Below are 15494 nucleotides of genomic sequence, written 5' to 3'. Positions count from 1 at the left end.
TGGTGAGTATAAGTAGCTCTACTCAATAGTGAAAATGATAAAAGCCCATCTTTATGGGCTTTTATATTGGCTTTAATTAACCTGGAATTATAAAAAACTGACCACAGGTTCGAGTAACAACCACCAAATAGCAGCAAAAATAACTGACACGATAACTAACGCCATCCAAGGCGAACGCAACATAGGTGAAGTGACCTGCTCGGTAACTTGTTTATAACCGCTGAACATGGCTTTAAGTACATTGTCACCCTTAAAAACATGCACTAACACGGCAATAATATGTACCGCAGCCAAAACCAAAATAAGATTGAAATTAATTTTATGCAGCCAGGTTAGCCACCCCGCAGTATCTGACGAAACGAGATATATCAGCGGACCTTCAGTAAAAATATCATCTGTTGCAAATAAACCGGTACTTAACTGCAACACAAGCGATCCCAGCAACACAATCACCATATAACCACCTAGTGGATTATGCCCAAGTGACGAAGGTTTAGGCTGGGCTTTCGCGTAAGCGATAACTTTTTTAGGTGCAACAAAAAAATGTGTAAACTTAGCGGTGTCACTTCCGATAAAGCCCCAAATTAATCTAAATGTAATCAGAGTCATCAATAGATACGCCAATATCTGATGCCACTGCATTTCACCTATTTCGGCTGTCCACCATAATCCGCCAATTAAACACACCATAGCCCAATGGAAAAAACGTGTTGGAAAATCCCATACCTTTATTTTTTGTTGTTCTATACTCATTAATAACCTGCTTATTACTATTCTTTACTGACAAATTATAAACTCATCAGTAATAAATAAAACAAGAAGGTTTACAAACTAATACAAATAAACATGCTTACGCAGCTAAAAAAGACAACCAAAGAAGCTTTGCTTTATAAAGAGGATGAACCTAACGAGAAGTAATAAATCAATGTCAGCTAAGTAACCAGTAACATAGGATAAAGGAGCATGCTTGTAGAGCGTTTATGAATAAGACAACCCCATACAAAATCGTGCTTGAAATTGTATGAAAAAACCTCAGAAAGGCTAATTAAGTATTAACTTATCCATACAAATATGAGCCTATATTGACAGCATTACAAGCATATTTAATGGCTTTTTTGTTCAAAACGTCTAAGAGATCAAATATGCAGCACTCGATATATAAAGTCGGTAAAAGTGTGATATAGATCACGAATTTTATGGTTAACCTTGGTAATCTGGAGTTAAGCAAACAACAAGAAGGTTCTAAATATGCTGAAAATCACTAGCAAACAACTTGAAGTCACTGCCCTTATCCGTGAACGTATTGAAGGACGATTAGAAAAATTAAGTCGACATGATATTCAATTAATTAACCCGCACGTCATTATTACTCAAGAAAAGCAGTTGTTTAAAATAGAGGCATCAGTTGGATTACCTAGTGGAGATTTATTCGCCCAGGCAAAAAGTGAAAACCTATACGCAGCAATTACTGCAATGGGACAAAAGCTGGAAAAACAGCTAAATCGCCTGACCCACAAACCCCAGGCTCAACGCCATGTATCATTACCAAATGACACAGAAAGCGAATTTGAGTATGTTTATAAGGAGGAAAACGCCGCTTGATATTATTTATCTCTCACCAGCGCACCTTCGGGTGCGCTTTCTTTTGTCTATAATCCAATACTCAAGCCTTGATGAGTAAATTTACGTTGACAGTCGCCTGTCAGAGCTTTAGTTTTACTCCATGAACAAAAAAATATTCAGCCTTTTTATTTTCTTTTTTATTCAGCCCACCTCTGGAGGCGGATTTTCTGTGTAAAAACGAAAATGAAAATTCTAAAGCCTCCCAACTGGGAGGCTTTTTTGTCTTATAAACTCTGCCGTATCTAGTCATGCGCCAGTATGTAGCGTCACATTGAGGTCAATATGCAAAAACCACCTGAGTTAAGTCAAACTCGTGAACAGATAACTGCCTTGGATAAATCCTTATTAGCGTTATTATCTCAGCGCCGCCAATTGAGCCTAAATGTTGCACGCAGCAAAGAAGTTGATGTTAGACCTATACGAGATACACAACGAGAAAAAGAACTACTTGAAAGACTGGTACAGCAAGGGCGCGACCAAGGACTTGATGCACATTTTGTGATATCACTTTATCAAAGCATTATTGAAGACTCGGTTTTATTTCAACAAACGTATCTTCATGGTAGAGCTAACCCAGACACTCAAAAGCAGCAATATACTGTGGCTTATTTGGGTGCTAGGGGTTCTTACTCTTACTTAGCTGCAAGCCGTTACTGTTCACGCCGTCAAGTCGAAATGCTTGATTTCGGCTGCAAAAGTTTTGATGAAATTGTTAATGCCGTTGAATCTGGTCATGCCGATTATGGTTTTTTACCGATTGAAAATACCTCTTCAGGATCTATCAATGAAGTGTATGACGTACTGCAACATACAACGCTGTCAATTGTTGGCGAAACAACTATTGAAGTGAGTCATTGTTTACTCACTAAACCCAACAGTAAACTATCTGATATCAAGACTATTTACGCTCACCCGCAGCCGATCAGTCAATGCAGTCGCTATTTAAGTCAACATCCTCATATCAAACTTGAATATTGTTCTAGTAGTGCTGAAGCCATGACAAAAGTTGTCGAGGCGGACAGCAATACTGTCGCAGCCATAGGCAGTGCTGAAGGCGGAGCCCTGTATCAGTTAATTGCGATGGAGCAAGGTTTAGCTAACCAAAAAATCAATCAGAGTCGTTTTATTGTTGTCGCTAGAAAAGCCTCTGCGGTGCCTTCTCAGCTGCCAGCAAAAACCACCTTGATCATGGCGACAGGACAGAAGCCAGGAGCATTAGTAGAAGCATTATTGGTACTTAAAGCTCATAATTTGAATATGAGTAAGTTAGAATCTCGTCCAATACCTGGAACACCATGGGAGGAGATGTTTTACCTCGATATTGATGGCAACTTGGCTACTACCGAAGTACAACAAGCGATTAAAGAGTTAGAGCGCCTTACTCGTTTTATCAAAGTATTAGGCTGTTATCCATGTGAAACCGTTAAACCTACACAACTATCGCAAGCTCAATTATTAATTGAACCCGGTAGCTCTAAACAAGAGCTAATCAAACCTATACCAAATAGCCAAGCTAAGCATTCACGCGACTATAAATCACAAGATACTCAATTGTTCTGTCAGCACTTACAAATAGGCGCCGGACAATTTAGCGCATTACAGCAAATTAACTTACCGATAGATAATACCGAACTGGCTACGCAAGCAAAGCACATCAAAGAATCAGGCTTTCAAGCCATTGTGCTCAATGATTTAAAACAACAACTCAATGAACAACAATTAAAACAGCATGCACAGGTCATCGAACAAGCTGGTTTATTATGTGTAATGCAAATAGATCAAGAACAAGAGTTTATCGTTGCTAGCCAATTAGCAGATATGCTGATATTAAGTGGTAAACAAATGTACAACCCGGACATGTTAACCTTAATTGGTTCCGTCAATTTGCCGGTAATATTAGAAAGAAATACCATGGCTAGTATCGATGATTGGCTACAAGCTGCCGATGCAGTCCTTAGTCACGGTAATCAACAACTCGGGCTATGCGAATCAGGTGTACGTAGTTTCACGCACCCAGAGCAGTTAAGCCTCGATTTAGCCGGATTGGTTGAAGTGAAATCCCGCAGTCATTTACCTGTAATCGTTAACACGAGCTTCTGTATTAATGCTGCACTGTTAACTACTCATGCAAATGCCGTTAAGCAACTTAATGCTGACGGAATTATATTGTTACATCAAGATGGTGTATCGCAAGCTGATATTATTCATGGTTTATACCAAGCAAAGTAACGATTAAATAACCGGGAATGACACACATAAAAATGCCGAGAATATTCTCGGCATTTTATTACTCGTAATTGTAAAAGGTAATTAGTTATTCAAGGCTATTCAAGGCTATTCAAGGCTATTCAATAATCATACTGCTAGGCCATCATTTAAACTTATCCAGCCTTTAAAAATACGATAACTGAACCAACTAACACCCAGTAAGTACATGGGTAAACTCAGCCATAAAGGACTAAGCCAATATCCTGCAATAAAAAATGGGCATAGGCCAATAATACTCATACGTTGCCAACGTAGATGACTACCCAACACAGAGTCTGGATTGACGTTCTTTTGGATCAAATTAAGCCAAAAACTCAATAATACAGGCACAAAAAATAATGGAAAAGCACTCATTAAGCCGTAAAGAAAATGCCCTAAGGAATTATCTTCAACCTGTTGAACAGGTAGCATATTCGATGGCATCATCGACATGGGGTATCCTCCAAAGGTAACTAAGTTTACTGAGCTAACACAGCGTTATTTGGCTACCGTATTAACTAAACATAAGCTTTGTGTCACTATTTCGCAATAATTAGTTCAATTAATAATGCTTCATTTAGCGTTATCCAGCTTTCATATCATTAACAGATTGCAACATGGCGCGACTTTCATGTTGGAACTGCGGCGCAAAGTCACCAAACCATTTAGCGACACGCTGGAACTGCTCCACAAAGGCTTGCCTATTACCGGTTTGCAACATTGTTAATGCACCACGATAATTATCTAGATAATCACTAATCGCGTGTTGGCTGCCAGGTTGGGCAAAAATAATATCGGCATAAAGCTCGGGATCTTGAGCAAATAAACGACCAACCATGGCTAACTCTAAACGATAAATCGGTGAGCTAAACTGTAATAAGTTACCAATATCAGCTTCTTCTTTGCACAAGTTGACGCCATATACGAATGTTGAAAAGTGACGCATAGCCTGTACAAGTTGCATCGCTTTATCATGACGCTCTGCTTCAGCTTCAACTATTCGCGCCCCCCAAATTTCAATCTGTTGTAGTAACCATTGATACGCTTCTTGATGACGGCCATGACACACCACCACCACCTGTTTAGCGAGACTACCAACATCTGGGCCAAACATAGGATGCAGACCCACTACAGGGCCTTTATGCGCAGCTAACATTGCCGCTAAAGGTGCTTCTTTAATCGAGGTGAGATCAGCTAGAATACAATTTTCAGGTAGCTGGGTTAACTTGTCACGGATCACTTCGCAGGTCACATTTATGGGTACGGTAACAATCACTAATCCTGCACCATCAAAAATGGCAGCGGCATCTTGCCAATCATTTTTATCTATACTTTTAACTTCATAGCCAGAAAGAACCAACATTTGACTAAATAACTGTCCCAGCTTGCCCTGACCACCCACAACGACCACATGACCCAGATCTTGCTTAATCTGCTTAAACCCAACATCTTTTTCATTTAAGTAAGATTCGCGCATAAGTCGACGTAAAATATCTTCGATTAACTGTGGTGAGACATTCATTTTTTGTGCTTCGTCTCGACGTTTAGCTAACATCGATGCTTCACGTTGTGGGGCATAAATAGGTACTCCAGCCGCATGTTTTACGGCACCAACTTGCGCCACTAAATCGAGACGTTTACGTAATAAATGCAGTAATTGTTGATCCACGCCATCAATTAAATCACGAAGATGCTCTAAGCCTGCTGTGGTTTTTTCATTCATCTGTTTATCCATTAACCGTTAACAACCTGCAGCGTCTCAAAACGCGTTGGTAATACTGCAGACAACTGGTTAGCGCCTTGTCTTAAAATGGTTTCAGTAGTTTCCCAATCAATGCATGCGTCAGTGACAGAAACACCATATTTTAGCTCTGCTAACGGTTTATCTGAACTCTGATTACCTTCATTGAGGTTACTTTCAAGCATAACACCGATGATAGATTTATTACCTGCTTCAATTTGGTTAAATACATCTTCGCAAACGTTTTTTTGACGTTGATGATCTTTTGATGAATTACCATGACTGCAGTCAACGACTAAACGAGCACTGAGTTTCGCCTTATGAATTTGGGCTTCACTCTGAGCAACACTGTCTGCATCATAGTTAGGTGCTAAACCGCCACGTAAAATAATGTGTCCATCTGGATTACCGGCCGTTTGCAACAAAGAAACTTGACCTTCTTGGTTAATGCCCATAAAGCGGTGGCTGCTGGCAGCTGATTTTAATGCATTAATAGCCACTTCCAACTTACCATCTGTGCCATTTTTAAAACCAACAGGCATCGACAAACCTGAAGCCATTTCTCGATGAGTTTGCGATTCTGTGGTTCTTGCGCCAATTGCAGACCAAGTAACTAGCTCGGACAAATATTGCGGACTGATCGGATCCAGCGCTTCTGTCGCGATAGGTAATTCAAGTTCAGCAAGCCAAATCATGAGTTCTCGAGCCATTCTGAGTCCTTTCTCGACATCAAATGACTCATCCATATCAGGGTCATTAATCAACCCTTTCCAACCGACAGTTGTGCGAGGCTTTTCAAAATACACGCGCATTAAAATGTAGAAATCATCACTGAGTTCATCATGTAACTTTTTCAGCTTTAATGCATACTCTTTTGCCGCGGCAATATCATGAATAGAACATGGCCCCGTCACCACAAGCACCCGATTATCACGTTTATGGACTATATCTGAGACTTGCTTACGAGCATTTAGAATATATTGATAAGCATGAGTTGATAATGGAAGTTCTTGCTTTAACTCTGCAGGAGTCACTAGCACTTGTTCTGAACTGATGTGCACATTATTAATGGTATCTTGTTGCATACTTATCACTCTCTTTTGACGACAGACCAAAGGTCACTAATAGATTTATTTTTTAGGTATTGGATAGTACAATCTGTATTTTTGTAACGCTACACCATTACACCTTAAAAGCAACTATGCCTGCGCAAAGGTCCTAGAGCAAGGCTTATTTACACAAAGTGTAAAAAATCATATAACCGATGATATTTCGTACAAAAAAATAACCCCAGTCATACATCTTGTACGCGCTCTGCTCACTGTTACCGCTCTACTCGTCGTTACCGCTCTACTCGTCGTTACCGCTCTACTCGTCGTTACCGCTCTACTCGTCGTTACCGCTCTACTCGTCGTTACCGCTCTACTCGTCTTTACCGCTCTATTAGCTATTACCGCTATACTCGTCGTTACCGCTCTACTCGTCGTTACCGCTCTACTCGTCGTTACCGCTCTACTCGTCGTTATCGCTCTACTCGTCGTTATCGCTCTACTCGTCGTTATCGCTCTACTCGTCGTTATCGCTCTACTCGTCGTTACCGCTCTACTCGCTATTACCGCTCTATTCGCTGTTATCCCTTTATTATTTTTAAAAGCCCCACAAACAAAAACCCGCCTTTCGGCGGGTTGTTGTGCGAACACTGCATCTTTATTCTGTATTGGTAACTATTACTTAGTTGCCAATTTTTCACGGATACGTGCAGACTTACCTGAACGCTCACGTAAATAGTACAGTTTAGCACGACGTACACGACCGCGACGCTTAACTTCGATGCTAGCAATTAGCGGGCTATGCGTCTGGAAAGCACGCTCAACACCTTCGCCATTAGAGATTTTACGTACTGTGAATGCAGAATGCAGACCACGGTTACGCTTAGCAATTACCAAACCTTCAAAAGCTTGAAGACGCTCTTTTTCGCCTTCCTTAACACGTACTTGAACTACTACTGTATCACCAGCACCAAAATCAGGCACATCTGTTTTCATTTGCTCATCGTTGAGCATTTTAATGATGTTGTTCATAATTACTCCATCCTAGTAATAACTGAGCGTTGACTATGCGGACTTGTCCGTTTCATTCACGAACTGCGCTAATAAAGTCGTTTGTTCGTCAGTCAGAGCTAGATTTTCAAATAATTCTGGTCGTCTCAAAAAAGTTCTTCCGATACTTTGTTGTAAACGCCAGAGTCTAATTTTTTCGTGGTCACCGCTTAGCAGCACTGCGGGTACGTCAAGACCATCCAATTGTTCAGGGCGCGTATAATGAGGACAATCCAGTAAACCATCAGAGAAAGAATCTTGCTCTGCTGACGCTTGCTTGCCCAGTACACCAGGTACTAAACGAGCCACTGAATCGATTAACGTCATTGCCGGTAACTCACCACCCGAAAGTACGTAATCACCGATAGACCATTCTTCATCAACTTCTGTTTGAATAATGCGTTCATCAACACCTTCGTATCGACCACACACTAAAATCAAACACTCTGATTTAGCTAACTCAGTAACGCCATGCTGATCCAGCTTGCGTCCCTGAGGAGATAGATAAATCACTTTTGCCCTATCACCTGCAGCTGCTTTAGCTGCATGGATAGCATCACGCAGAGGTTGCACCATCATTAACATACCGGGCCCACCACCATAAGGTCGGTCGTCCACAGTATTATGTCTATCATGGGTGAAATCTCGAGGATTCCACGTTTGCACCTCTAGCAGGCCGTTTTTCACGGCTCGACCCGTAACCCCAAAGTCTGTAACAGCACGAAACATCTCTGGAAACAGGGTGATTACCCCTAACCACATATGTTGTACCTCGACTTAGAAGTCAGGATCCCAATCCACTAAAATCTGTTTCCCTTGCAAGTCCACCTGTTTGATGAACTGCTCAGGGACAAAGGGGATCATACGTTCCGCTTTGCCGAAGGCATCTTTGGCATTAGCTTTAATCAGTAGTACGTCGTTTGATCCTGTTTCCACGATCTGGTCAACAATACCCATGTTATAGCCGTTTATATTGGTCACTTCGCAGCCGATAAGATCACGATGATAGAATTCACTATCATCCAAATCTTTCATTTGCTCAGGCATGATCGCAATTTCACAATTTGTGAGCATTTGCGCATGTTCTCTGGTAGCGACACCTTCTAGTTCAGCCACGACAGCTTTACCTTGAAAACGCCACTGAGCGACCTTAACTTCACGCCAAACGCCTTGTTCTTTTATCAGCCAAGGCGAATAATCGAAAATACCTTCAACAGAATCGGTATAGGAAGTGATTTTTAGCCAACCTTTAATACCATGACTGGAACCTAACTTACCCAGTACAACTAGCTCTTGGTTACTACTCATCTATCTATACCTTATACGCAATTAAGCAACAGCTTTACGCGCGTCTTTAATCAGTTTTGCAACACGCTCAGATGTTGCAGCGCCAGTAGCAACCCAGTGCTCAACACGATCAAGATCTAAACGTAAAGTTTCTTCTTGGCCACGGGCCAATGGATTGAAGAAACCTACACGTTCGATGAAACGACCGTCACGAGCATTGCGGCTATCAGCAACAACGATATTGTAAAATGGACGCTTTTTTGCGCCGCCACGAGCTAAACGAATGGTAACCATGCGTTTTATTCCTCTAATGATTTGCTAGAAGCAAAAATAAAAACTGGAACTCCGTGTTCGCGAAGAGTCCCAGAAAGAAAGCCGGAAGATTTTACCTGACTTTTGAACTATTGCAACCAAATCTGATGATTTTTAGCTCACCCATTTTGTTGCAATAAAGTCAAAAATATAACCTAACCAACTGATTGAATTTAAAAATTACTAGTTTTGCTCTTGAAAGATGCTGTTATTATCGACCAGGAAACTTCATTCCTGGTGGTAACATTCCGCCCATTCCGCGCATCATCTTCTTCATTCCACCCTTGCCAGACATCTTTTTCATCATTTTCTGCATTTGGGTAAATTGCTTCAATAAGCGGTTTACATCTTGAATTTGGGTACCTGAACCGCCAGCGATTCTACGTTTACGAGATCCTTTAATCAAATCTGGATTCTTACGTTCTTTAGAGGTCATTGAATTAATAATGGCTTCCATTTGTCCGGTCATTTTACCGTCTTGAACCTGGGCCAATGCTTCTGGTGGTAATTGTCCTACACCTGGAAGCTTCTCAAGCATGTTCATCATTCCGCCCATGTTTTTCATTTGCTGCAATTGCTCACGAAAATCTTCTAGGTCGAAACTGCCGCCGGATTTAACTTTTGAAGCCAGCTTCATCGCTTTGTCTTTATCGACGCCACGTTCAACTTCTTCAATTAATGACAACACATCACCCATACCGAGGATACGCGAAGCAATACGGTCTGGATGGAAAGGCTCTAACGCATCGGTTTTCTCACCAACACCTAGAAATTTAATTGGCTTACCTGTGATACTGCGAATAGATAACGCAGCACCACCGCGAGCATCACCATCAACTTTGGTTAAAATAACACCCGTCAAAGGTAACGCTTCATTGAATGCTTTAGCTGTGTTGGCCGCATCTTGCCCCGTCATCGCGTCAACAACGAATAAGGTCTCAATCGGATTTACAGTAGCATGCAGCTGCTTGATTTCATCCATCATAGCTTCATCAACGTGCAGGCGACCTGCTGTATCGACAATCACCACATCAATGAATTTTAATTTTGCATAGCTTATTGCGGCTTTAGCAATATCAACTGGCTTTTGGCTCACGTCAGACGGAAAGAATTCAACCTCAACTTCTGCAGCCAATGTTTCAAGTTGTTTAATTGCCGCAGGACGGTATACATCCGCACTGACGACAAGGACTGATTTTTTATGACGTGTGCGTAAAAATTTACCTAATTTGGCTACCGAGGTTGTTTTACCCGCGCCTTGAAGACCCGCCATCATGATCACAGCCGGAGGTATTGCCGCTAAGTCGAGGGCTTCATTCGCCTCACCCATGGCTTTTTCAAGTTCGTTTTGGACAATTTTGATAAAGGCTTGCCCTGGGCTTAAGCTTTTTGACACCTCTTGACCCACAGCGCGTTCTTTTACGCTGTTAACGAAGTCTCTAACAACAGGTAAAGCTACATCCGCCTCAAGCAGCGCCATACGCACTTCACGCAGGGTTTCTTTAATGTTGTCTTCTGTTAAGCGACCACGGCCACTAATGTTTTTTAGTGTGCGTGAAAGTCTGTCAGATAAATTTTCAAACATTGAGCGGCTCTTTTAAGCATATCGATAATTGAGCCCATTATACCCAAGCCACTCTAAATTACGATACTTGCAACGCGAAGAACGTAAACACTGACTCATTTTGAGTAAATTATTGTAGCTAAAGGTAGGAAATTGTTAAATTTTGGGTCTTAGGTCACTGCCATATTAGGCCCTGATCATGTTAATCTAATAAAATAATGAAAATGTGATGCTTTGATAGTATTGTTCAACACTCACAGCGCAGTTTTTCAGCATTAATTACTATGATAGGTTGAGTCTCAATGGTTATTTTTTCAGCGGCAGCCATGCTGTTTTATTGTTTAGCTTTGGTTTTAGTAACAAGCAGACTTTTTCATGTTGAAGGGCCTAATCGTAAAGCCGTTATGCTGGCTTCTGGTATTGCCGTCATCATGCACGGGTTTGCACTTTCGAATGCGGTTTTTACTGTCGATGGACAAAACTTTAGTTTAACCAACGTAATTTCATTGGTTAACTGGATTATTGCATTAACGTTCACGATTACAATGCCTCGACTTAAAGTCATCATTGTAGTGCCCGTTGTGTATGCCTGCTCAATATTGTCAGTAGCACTTCTATGGTTAGTGCCGCCGCAGTTTATTACTCATTTTGAAATACACCCTGAACTTCTGGCACATGTAGTGTTATCACTCATGGCCTATAGTGCATTGATGATAGCGGCTATGTACGCCATTCAATTATGGTTTATCCAGAATAAACTGAAGAAAAAGCAAATGATGATGAGCCCAGCAATGCCGCCATTAATGACGGTTGAAAAGCAACTTTATCACCTCATCATTATTGGATTTATTTTACTGAGTTTATCGCTCGTAACTGGATTTGTATTTTTAGAAGATATGTTTGGCGACGGTAAAGGCCATAAGGCAATATTATCAATAATAGCTTGGGTGGTTTACGCTGCGATGTTGTGGCAACAATATACTGTTGGCTGTAGAATCCGTACCGCAGTGATTTATAGCTTATCGGGTGCAGGCTTACTATCTCTCGCATATTTTGGTGCTAGAGTTGTTAAGGAATTGATATTAAACTAATTTTAATATCTTTACGCTGAATATGCTTTTCTATTCTGTTGAAAAATAACCAAGATTACTTGACACTAACGGCCAATAATAAATAATGGCCGTTAAATTTATGACAATTTGGCCAATAGGTCAATTTCACACCACTTTATGGGGCCCCTTTTTTGGACGCTATATCTACCAGCGCACTCCTTATTTTCCTTTTGGTTTTAATCGTGATTTCTGCTTATTTTTCTGGTTCAGAAACCGCAATGATGAGCCTCAATCGATACCGCTTACGACATCTTGCATCCAATGACCACAAAGGTGCACAGCGCGCCTTAAAGTTACTCGACCGCCCAGATCGACTCATTGGCTTGATTCTCATCGGTAATAATCTGGTTAACATTCTTGCATCTGCAATTGCGACTATTATCGGTATGCGCTTGTTTGGTGATATGGGTGTTGCTATTGCAACCGGTGTTCTGACTATAGTGGTGTTAGTGTTTGCTGAGGTCACACCAAAAACGTTTGCGGCTTTGCACCCTGAACGTATTGCATTTCCATCGAGTATTTTATTAGGTTGGTTATTAATATTGCTGTCGCCATTAGTGAAAGCAATCAACTTAATTACCTCAATGTTTTTACGTTTAATGGGCATTAAAACGGTCAAAACAAGTGACGCGTTAAGCCAAGAAGAACTGCGCACAGTTGTTCATGAAGCTGGAGCACTAATCCCACAGCGTCACCAAGAAATGTTATTGTCGATTTTAGATTTAGAAAAAGTCACAGTCGAAGACATTATGATTTCGCGCTCAGATATTTATGCTATTAACGTCAATGACGATTTTAAATTGATAAATAAGCAAGTGGTTCAAAGTCCTCATACTCGAGTGTTAGTCTATCGCGACAACATCGATGATGCTGTCGGGTTTATTCACTTACGTGATGCTTTGCGCTTACAATCCAAAGAGCAATTCAGTAAGTCATCATTATTAAGGGCTGTTAAGGAGTTATACTTTATTCCTGAAGGCACACCACTAAACGTTCAATTGACTAATTTCCAGCAAAATAAAGAACGCATAGGGTTAGTTGTTGATGAGTACGGTGATATTCAGGGCTTAGTCACACTTGAAGATATTTTAGAAGAGATTGTCGGTGACTTCACAACCTCAATGCTGACCACGGCAAGTGAAGACATTAATATCCAACAAGATGGTAGTTTCTTAATTGATGCCACGATTAACATTCGTGATCTTAATAAAGAAATGAAATGGAATCTTCCGATTGATGGCCCTAAAACCTTAAATGGCCTGATCATTGAATTTCTGGAAGATATTCCTGCAGCAAACACCAGTTTACGCATCGTTGATTATCAAATAGAAGTCATCGATGTTGCAGATAATATGATTAAAACAGTCAGAGTTTTACCCAGCAATTTAACGTTAATTGATGATAACGAGTAAATTTTTACACATAAAAAAGGCGCTGCAAGCGCCTTTTTTATTGCCATGAATTAGTCATTCATTACGATGCTCGACGCTTAGCCTCTAAAGCACGGCGTTTATCACGTGCTATTGGGGTAATTTCTGCGGCTAAGTCTTTTTCCAAACCTAATATGAAATACAACTCTGCCATCAAGAAGAATGGCCCAATCAGAAGCTGATTGAGATCATCCATAAAAGCAGGTTTAGCCTTTTCATATTTATGGCCAATAAACTGAATAACCCAGCCAATAATAAAAATACTAGTGGCAATGATAAAGGGATGTGAGGTATGAACAACAAGCTCTGTGGTGTATAACACCGGCACAATGAACAATACTAATCCAAACGCTAGGCGCATATGAAGTGCCATATAGTAGCCCAATACCACCACAGCTAATATCATTGCAACACTCACTTGATAATCTTGCCATGCAAAGCGAAGAGTCCCCAGCATCAAAAATGCCGACCAAATAATCATAGGAACGCCGACAAAATGCGTCTTTATATTTTGTGGATTTAAGTGCACGCTTTTATAAGTTGAAAGTTGTTCTACTGCCGATTTCATTTTTAATTCTCTCTAGTTAACCTCAGCTCAAAAGAAGGAATGAGGTAGGTAAACTGGCATAATGATATTCGATCTAATTCATATCTAATGGATCATTTTTGCTAACAATCCGTATTGATTTACCAATATTAATCTAGTGTGATGTCGTCGTATTAGTATAGAAAAAGACTGTTTGATGTCAGTTATCATCTCGTTCTGAGATGAGTTGTTGATATCTTGTTAATCTACCCCACTTACGGCAATTTTAAAAGCTCACAAAAAAGGCGCTAATGCGCCTTTAATAAATAGCCTAATATGGTTCTCATCAACTTTCTAACACCACAGTGGCTACAGCATAATGTTTTTCATCTGCAATACTGATAAAACCATGCTTGCCCGCTAATTGTTCAAGCCGTGCTAGCGCGCCATCGGTAAAACGTACCTGGGGCGCGCCATTATCATCATTGTCGATATGGATATGTTGAAACGACACACCTCTGCCAATTCCTGTGCCTAAGGCTTTTGCTGCAGCTTCTTTGGCGGCAAAACGCTTAGCTAAAAATCGCTCAGGCTGTTTTGATTGCAAGTAAGTAGTAAGCTCAGACTCGGTCAGCACTCTTCTGGCTAACCTGTCACCTAGGCGCTCTCGCTGCTCACTGATGCGGGCAATCTCAACAATGTCTGTTCCGATCCCTACAATCGCCATTATTCGCCTCTGCGGCCTTCAAGCATCAACGTCTTCATATCCCGTACTGCAGTGTCCAAACCATCAATAGCGGCTCGAGCAATCACAGCATGACCAATATTAAGCTCATAAAGCTCAGGAATAGCCGCGATAGCCTTAACATTGTGATAATGCAATCCATGCCCAGCATTAACCACTAAACCTTTACTGTGAGCATATTGTGCCATTTCAGTAATACGAGCTAATTCATTTGCCTGCTCAGCATCGGTGATGGCATCAGCATAACAACCAGTATGGATCTCAATATAAGGTGCGCCAGATAACACTGCGGCATCAATTTGAGTTTTATCAGCATCAATAAACAATGACACTTTAATACCTTCTGCAGCCAAACGTGTGACGGCTGAGCGGATTTTTTCTAACTGGCCTGCGACATCAAGACCGCCTTCAGTTGTTAGCTCTTCACGCTTCTCTGGGACTAAACATGCATACGCTGGTTTGATATCACAGGCGATAGCGATCATTTCTTCAGTGACAGCAAACTCGAAGTTCATTCTGGTCTTCAATGTCTTTGCCAATAAATACACATCACGATCTTGAATGTGGCGACGATCTTCACGTAAATGTATGGTGATACCATCGGCGCCGGCATGCTCTGCTACTGCAGCTGCGTGTACGGGATCAGGATAATGAGTACCGCGGGCCTGACGCAATGTCGCGATATGATCGATGTTAATGCCTAATAGTATTCCGCTCACATCGAGCTCCTTAAGATAATAAATAACACAATGAGGCACACGATAACCAAAGTTATGCACTAATTTATAAGTGTTTGGTCCATGTGTTG

16 protein-coding genes and 1 other annotated feature are annotated in these 15494 nt (G+C 41.0%); of the genes, 4 read left to right on the top strand and 12 right to left on the bottom strand.

Annotated features, from left to right (window positions below; all coding sequences use genetic code 11):
* Positions 1 to 87 precede the first annotated feature (87 nt).
* Positions 88 to 753 carry a cytochrome b/b6 domain-containing protein gene (locus CXF88_RS07850; protein ID WP_101086363.1) on the bottom strand — a complete coding sequence of 222 codons (666 nt, stop codon included), beginning with the start codon at positions 751 to 753 and terminating at the stop codon, positions 88 to 90.
* A gap of 495 nt (positions 754 to 1248) precedes the next feature.
* Between CXF88_RS07850 and raiA the strand changes: the two genes are divergently transcribed.
* Positions 1249 to 1602: a ribosome-associated translation inhibitor RaiA gene (gene raiA / locus CXF88_RS07845; protein WP_101086362.1), complete on the top strand. Its 354-nt coding sequence runs from the start codon at positions 1249 to 1251 to the stop codon at positions 1600 to 1602.
* Between the two features lie 123 nt (positions 1603 to 1725).
* Positions 1726 to 1847, top strand: a sequence feature (Phe leader region).
* A gap of 58 nt (positions 1848 to 1905) precedes the next feature.
* Positions 1906 to 3852 carry a prephenate dehydratase gene (gene pheA, locus CXF88_RS07840; protein ID WP_101086361.1) on the top strand — a complete coding sequence of 649 codons (1947 nt, stop codon included), beginning with the start codon at positions 1906 to 1908 and terminating at the stop codon, positions 3850 to 3852.
* 126 nt (positions 3853 to 3978) lie between these two features.
* On the opposite strand, the gene CXF88_RS07835 is transcribed toward pheA, so the two are convergent.
* The 8 genes from CXF88_RS07835 to ffh all read right to left on the bottom strand — a co-directional run bounded on the left by CXF88_RS07835 (position 3979) and on the right by ffh (position 10894).
* The gene (locus tag CXF88_RS07835) at positions 3979 to 4323 is read right to left on the bottom strand and encodes a hypothetical protein (protein WP_011638362.1); all 345 of its coding nucleotides are present in this window, start codon (positions 4321 to 4323) and stop codon (positions 3979 to 3981) included.
* A 130-nt stretch (positions 4324 to 4453) separates the two neighbouring features.
* On the bottom strand, positions 4454 to 5593 hold the full coding sequence (tyrA, locus tag CXF88_RS07830; RefSeq protein ID WP_101086360.1) for a bifunctional chorismate mutase/prephenate dehydrogenase: 1140 nt from the start codon (positions 5591 to 5593) through the stop codon (positions 4454 to 4456).
* 11 nt (positions 5594 to 5604) lie between these two features.
* Positions 5605 to 6696 carry a 3-deoxy-7-phosphoheptulonate synthase gene (locus tag CXF88_RS07825; protein ID WP_011638364.1) on the bottom strand — a complete coding sequence of 364 codons (1092 nt, stop codon included), beginning with the start codon at positions 6694 to 6696 and terminating at the stop codon, positions 5605 to 5607.
* A 642-nt stretch (positions 6697 to 7338) separates the two neighbouring features.
* Positions 7339 to 7692, bottom strand: a complete 354-nt coding sequence (gene rplS, locus CXF88_RS07820; protein ID WP_011638365.1) for a 50S ribosomal protein L19 — start codon at positions 7690 to 7692, stop codon at positions 7339 to 7341.
* A gap of 33 nt (positions 7693 to 7725) precedes the next feature.
* Entirely contained in the window at positions 7726 to 8472 is a 747-nt protein-coding gene (gene trmD / locus CXF88_RS07815; protein WP_011638366.1) for a tRNA (guanosine(37)-N1)-methyltransferase TrmD, read from the bottom strand.
* Positions 8473 to 8487: 15 nt separating this feature from the next.
* Entirely contained in the window at positions 8488 to 9018 is a 531-nt protein-coding gene (gene rimM, locus CXF88_RS07810; protein WP_011638367.1) for a ribosome maturation factor RimM, read from the bottom strand.
* 21 nt (positions 9019 to 9039) lie between these two features.
* On the bottom strand, positions 9040 to 9291 hold the full coding sequence (gene rpsP, locus CXF88_RS07805) for a 30S ribosomal protein S16 (RefSeq protein WP_011638368.1): 252 nt from the start codon (positions 9289 to 9291) through the stop codon (positions 9040 to 9042).
* 229 nt (positions 9292 to 9520) lie between these two features.
* A complete protein-coding gene (gene ffh, locus CXF88_RS07800) occupies positions 9521 to 10894 on the bottom strand; it encodes a signal recognition particle protein (protein WP_101086359.1) in 1374 nt (457 codons plus the stop codon).
* Between the two features lie 281 nt (positions 10895 to 11175).
* Between ffh and ccsA the strand changes: the two genes are divergently transcribed.
* Positions 11176 to 11964: a cytochrome c biogenesis protein CcsA gene (gene ccsA / locus CXF88_RS07795; RefSeq protein ID WP_101086358.1), complete on the top strand. Its 789-nt coding sequence runs from the start codon at positions 11176 to 11178 to the stop codon at positions 11962 to 11964.
* Positions 11965 to 12116: 152 nt separating this feature from the next.
* Positions 12117 to 13397, top strand: coding sequence for a CNNM domain-containing protein (locus CXF88_RS07790; RefSeq protein ID WP_101086357.1), 1281 nt, complete (start codon positions 12117 to 12119; stop codon positions 13395 to 13397).
* A 61-nt stretch (positions 13398 to 13458) separates the two neighbouring features.
* Here CXF88_RS07790 and CXF88_RS07785 read toward each other — a convergent pair whose 3' ends face one another.
* The 3 genes from CXF88_RS07785 to pdxJ form a co-directional block, all read right to left on the bottom strand.
* On the bottom strand, positions 13459 to 13983 hold the full coding sequence (locus CXF88_RS07785) for an Mpo1-like protein (RefSeq protein ID WP_101086356.1): 525 nt from the start codon (positions 13981 to 13983) through the stop codon (positions 13459 to 13461).
* Positions 13984 to 14287: 304 nt separating this feature from the next.
* Positions 14288 to 14668, bottom strand: coding sequence for a holo-ACP synthase (gene acpS / locus CXF88_RS07780; RefSeq protein ID WP_101086355.1), 381 nt, complete (start codon positions 14666 to 14668; stop codon positions 14288 to 14290).
* Positions 14668 to 15405 (bottom strand): pyridoxine 5'-phosphate synthase, encoded by a 738-nt coding sequence (gene pdxJ, locus CXF88_RS07775; protein ID WP_101086354.1) that lies wholly within the window; start codon positions 15403 to 15405, stop codon positions 14668 to 14670. Before pdxJ ends, acpS begins: the two co-directional genes overlap by 1 nt.
* Positions 15406 to 15494: the final 89 nt, after the last annotated feature.

Origin of the sequence: Shewanella sp. ALD9, assembly GCF_002836315.1 — a bacterium.
In the GTDB taxonomy this organism is placed as follows: Bacteria; Pseudomonadota; Gammaproteobacteria; order Enterobacterales; family Shewanellaceae; genus Shewanella.
The sequence above is the reverse complement of the archived record's forward strand: the minus strand, read 5'-3'. Positions and strand labels throughout refer to the sequence as shown.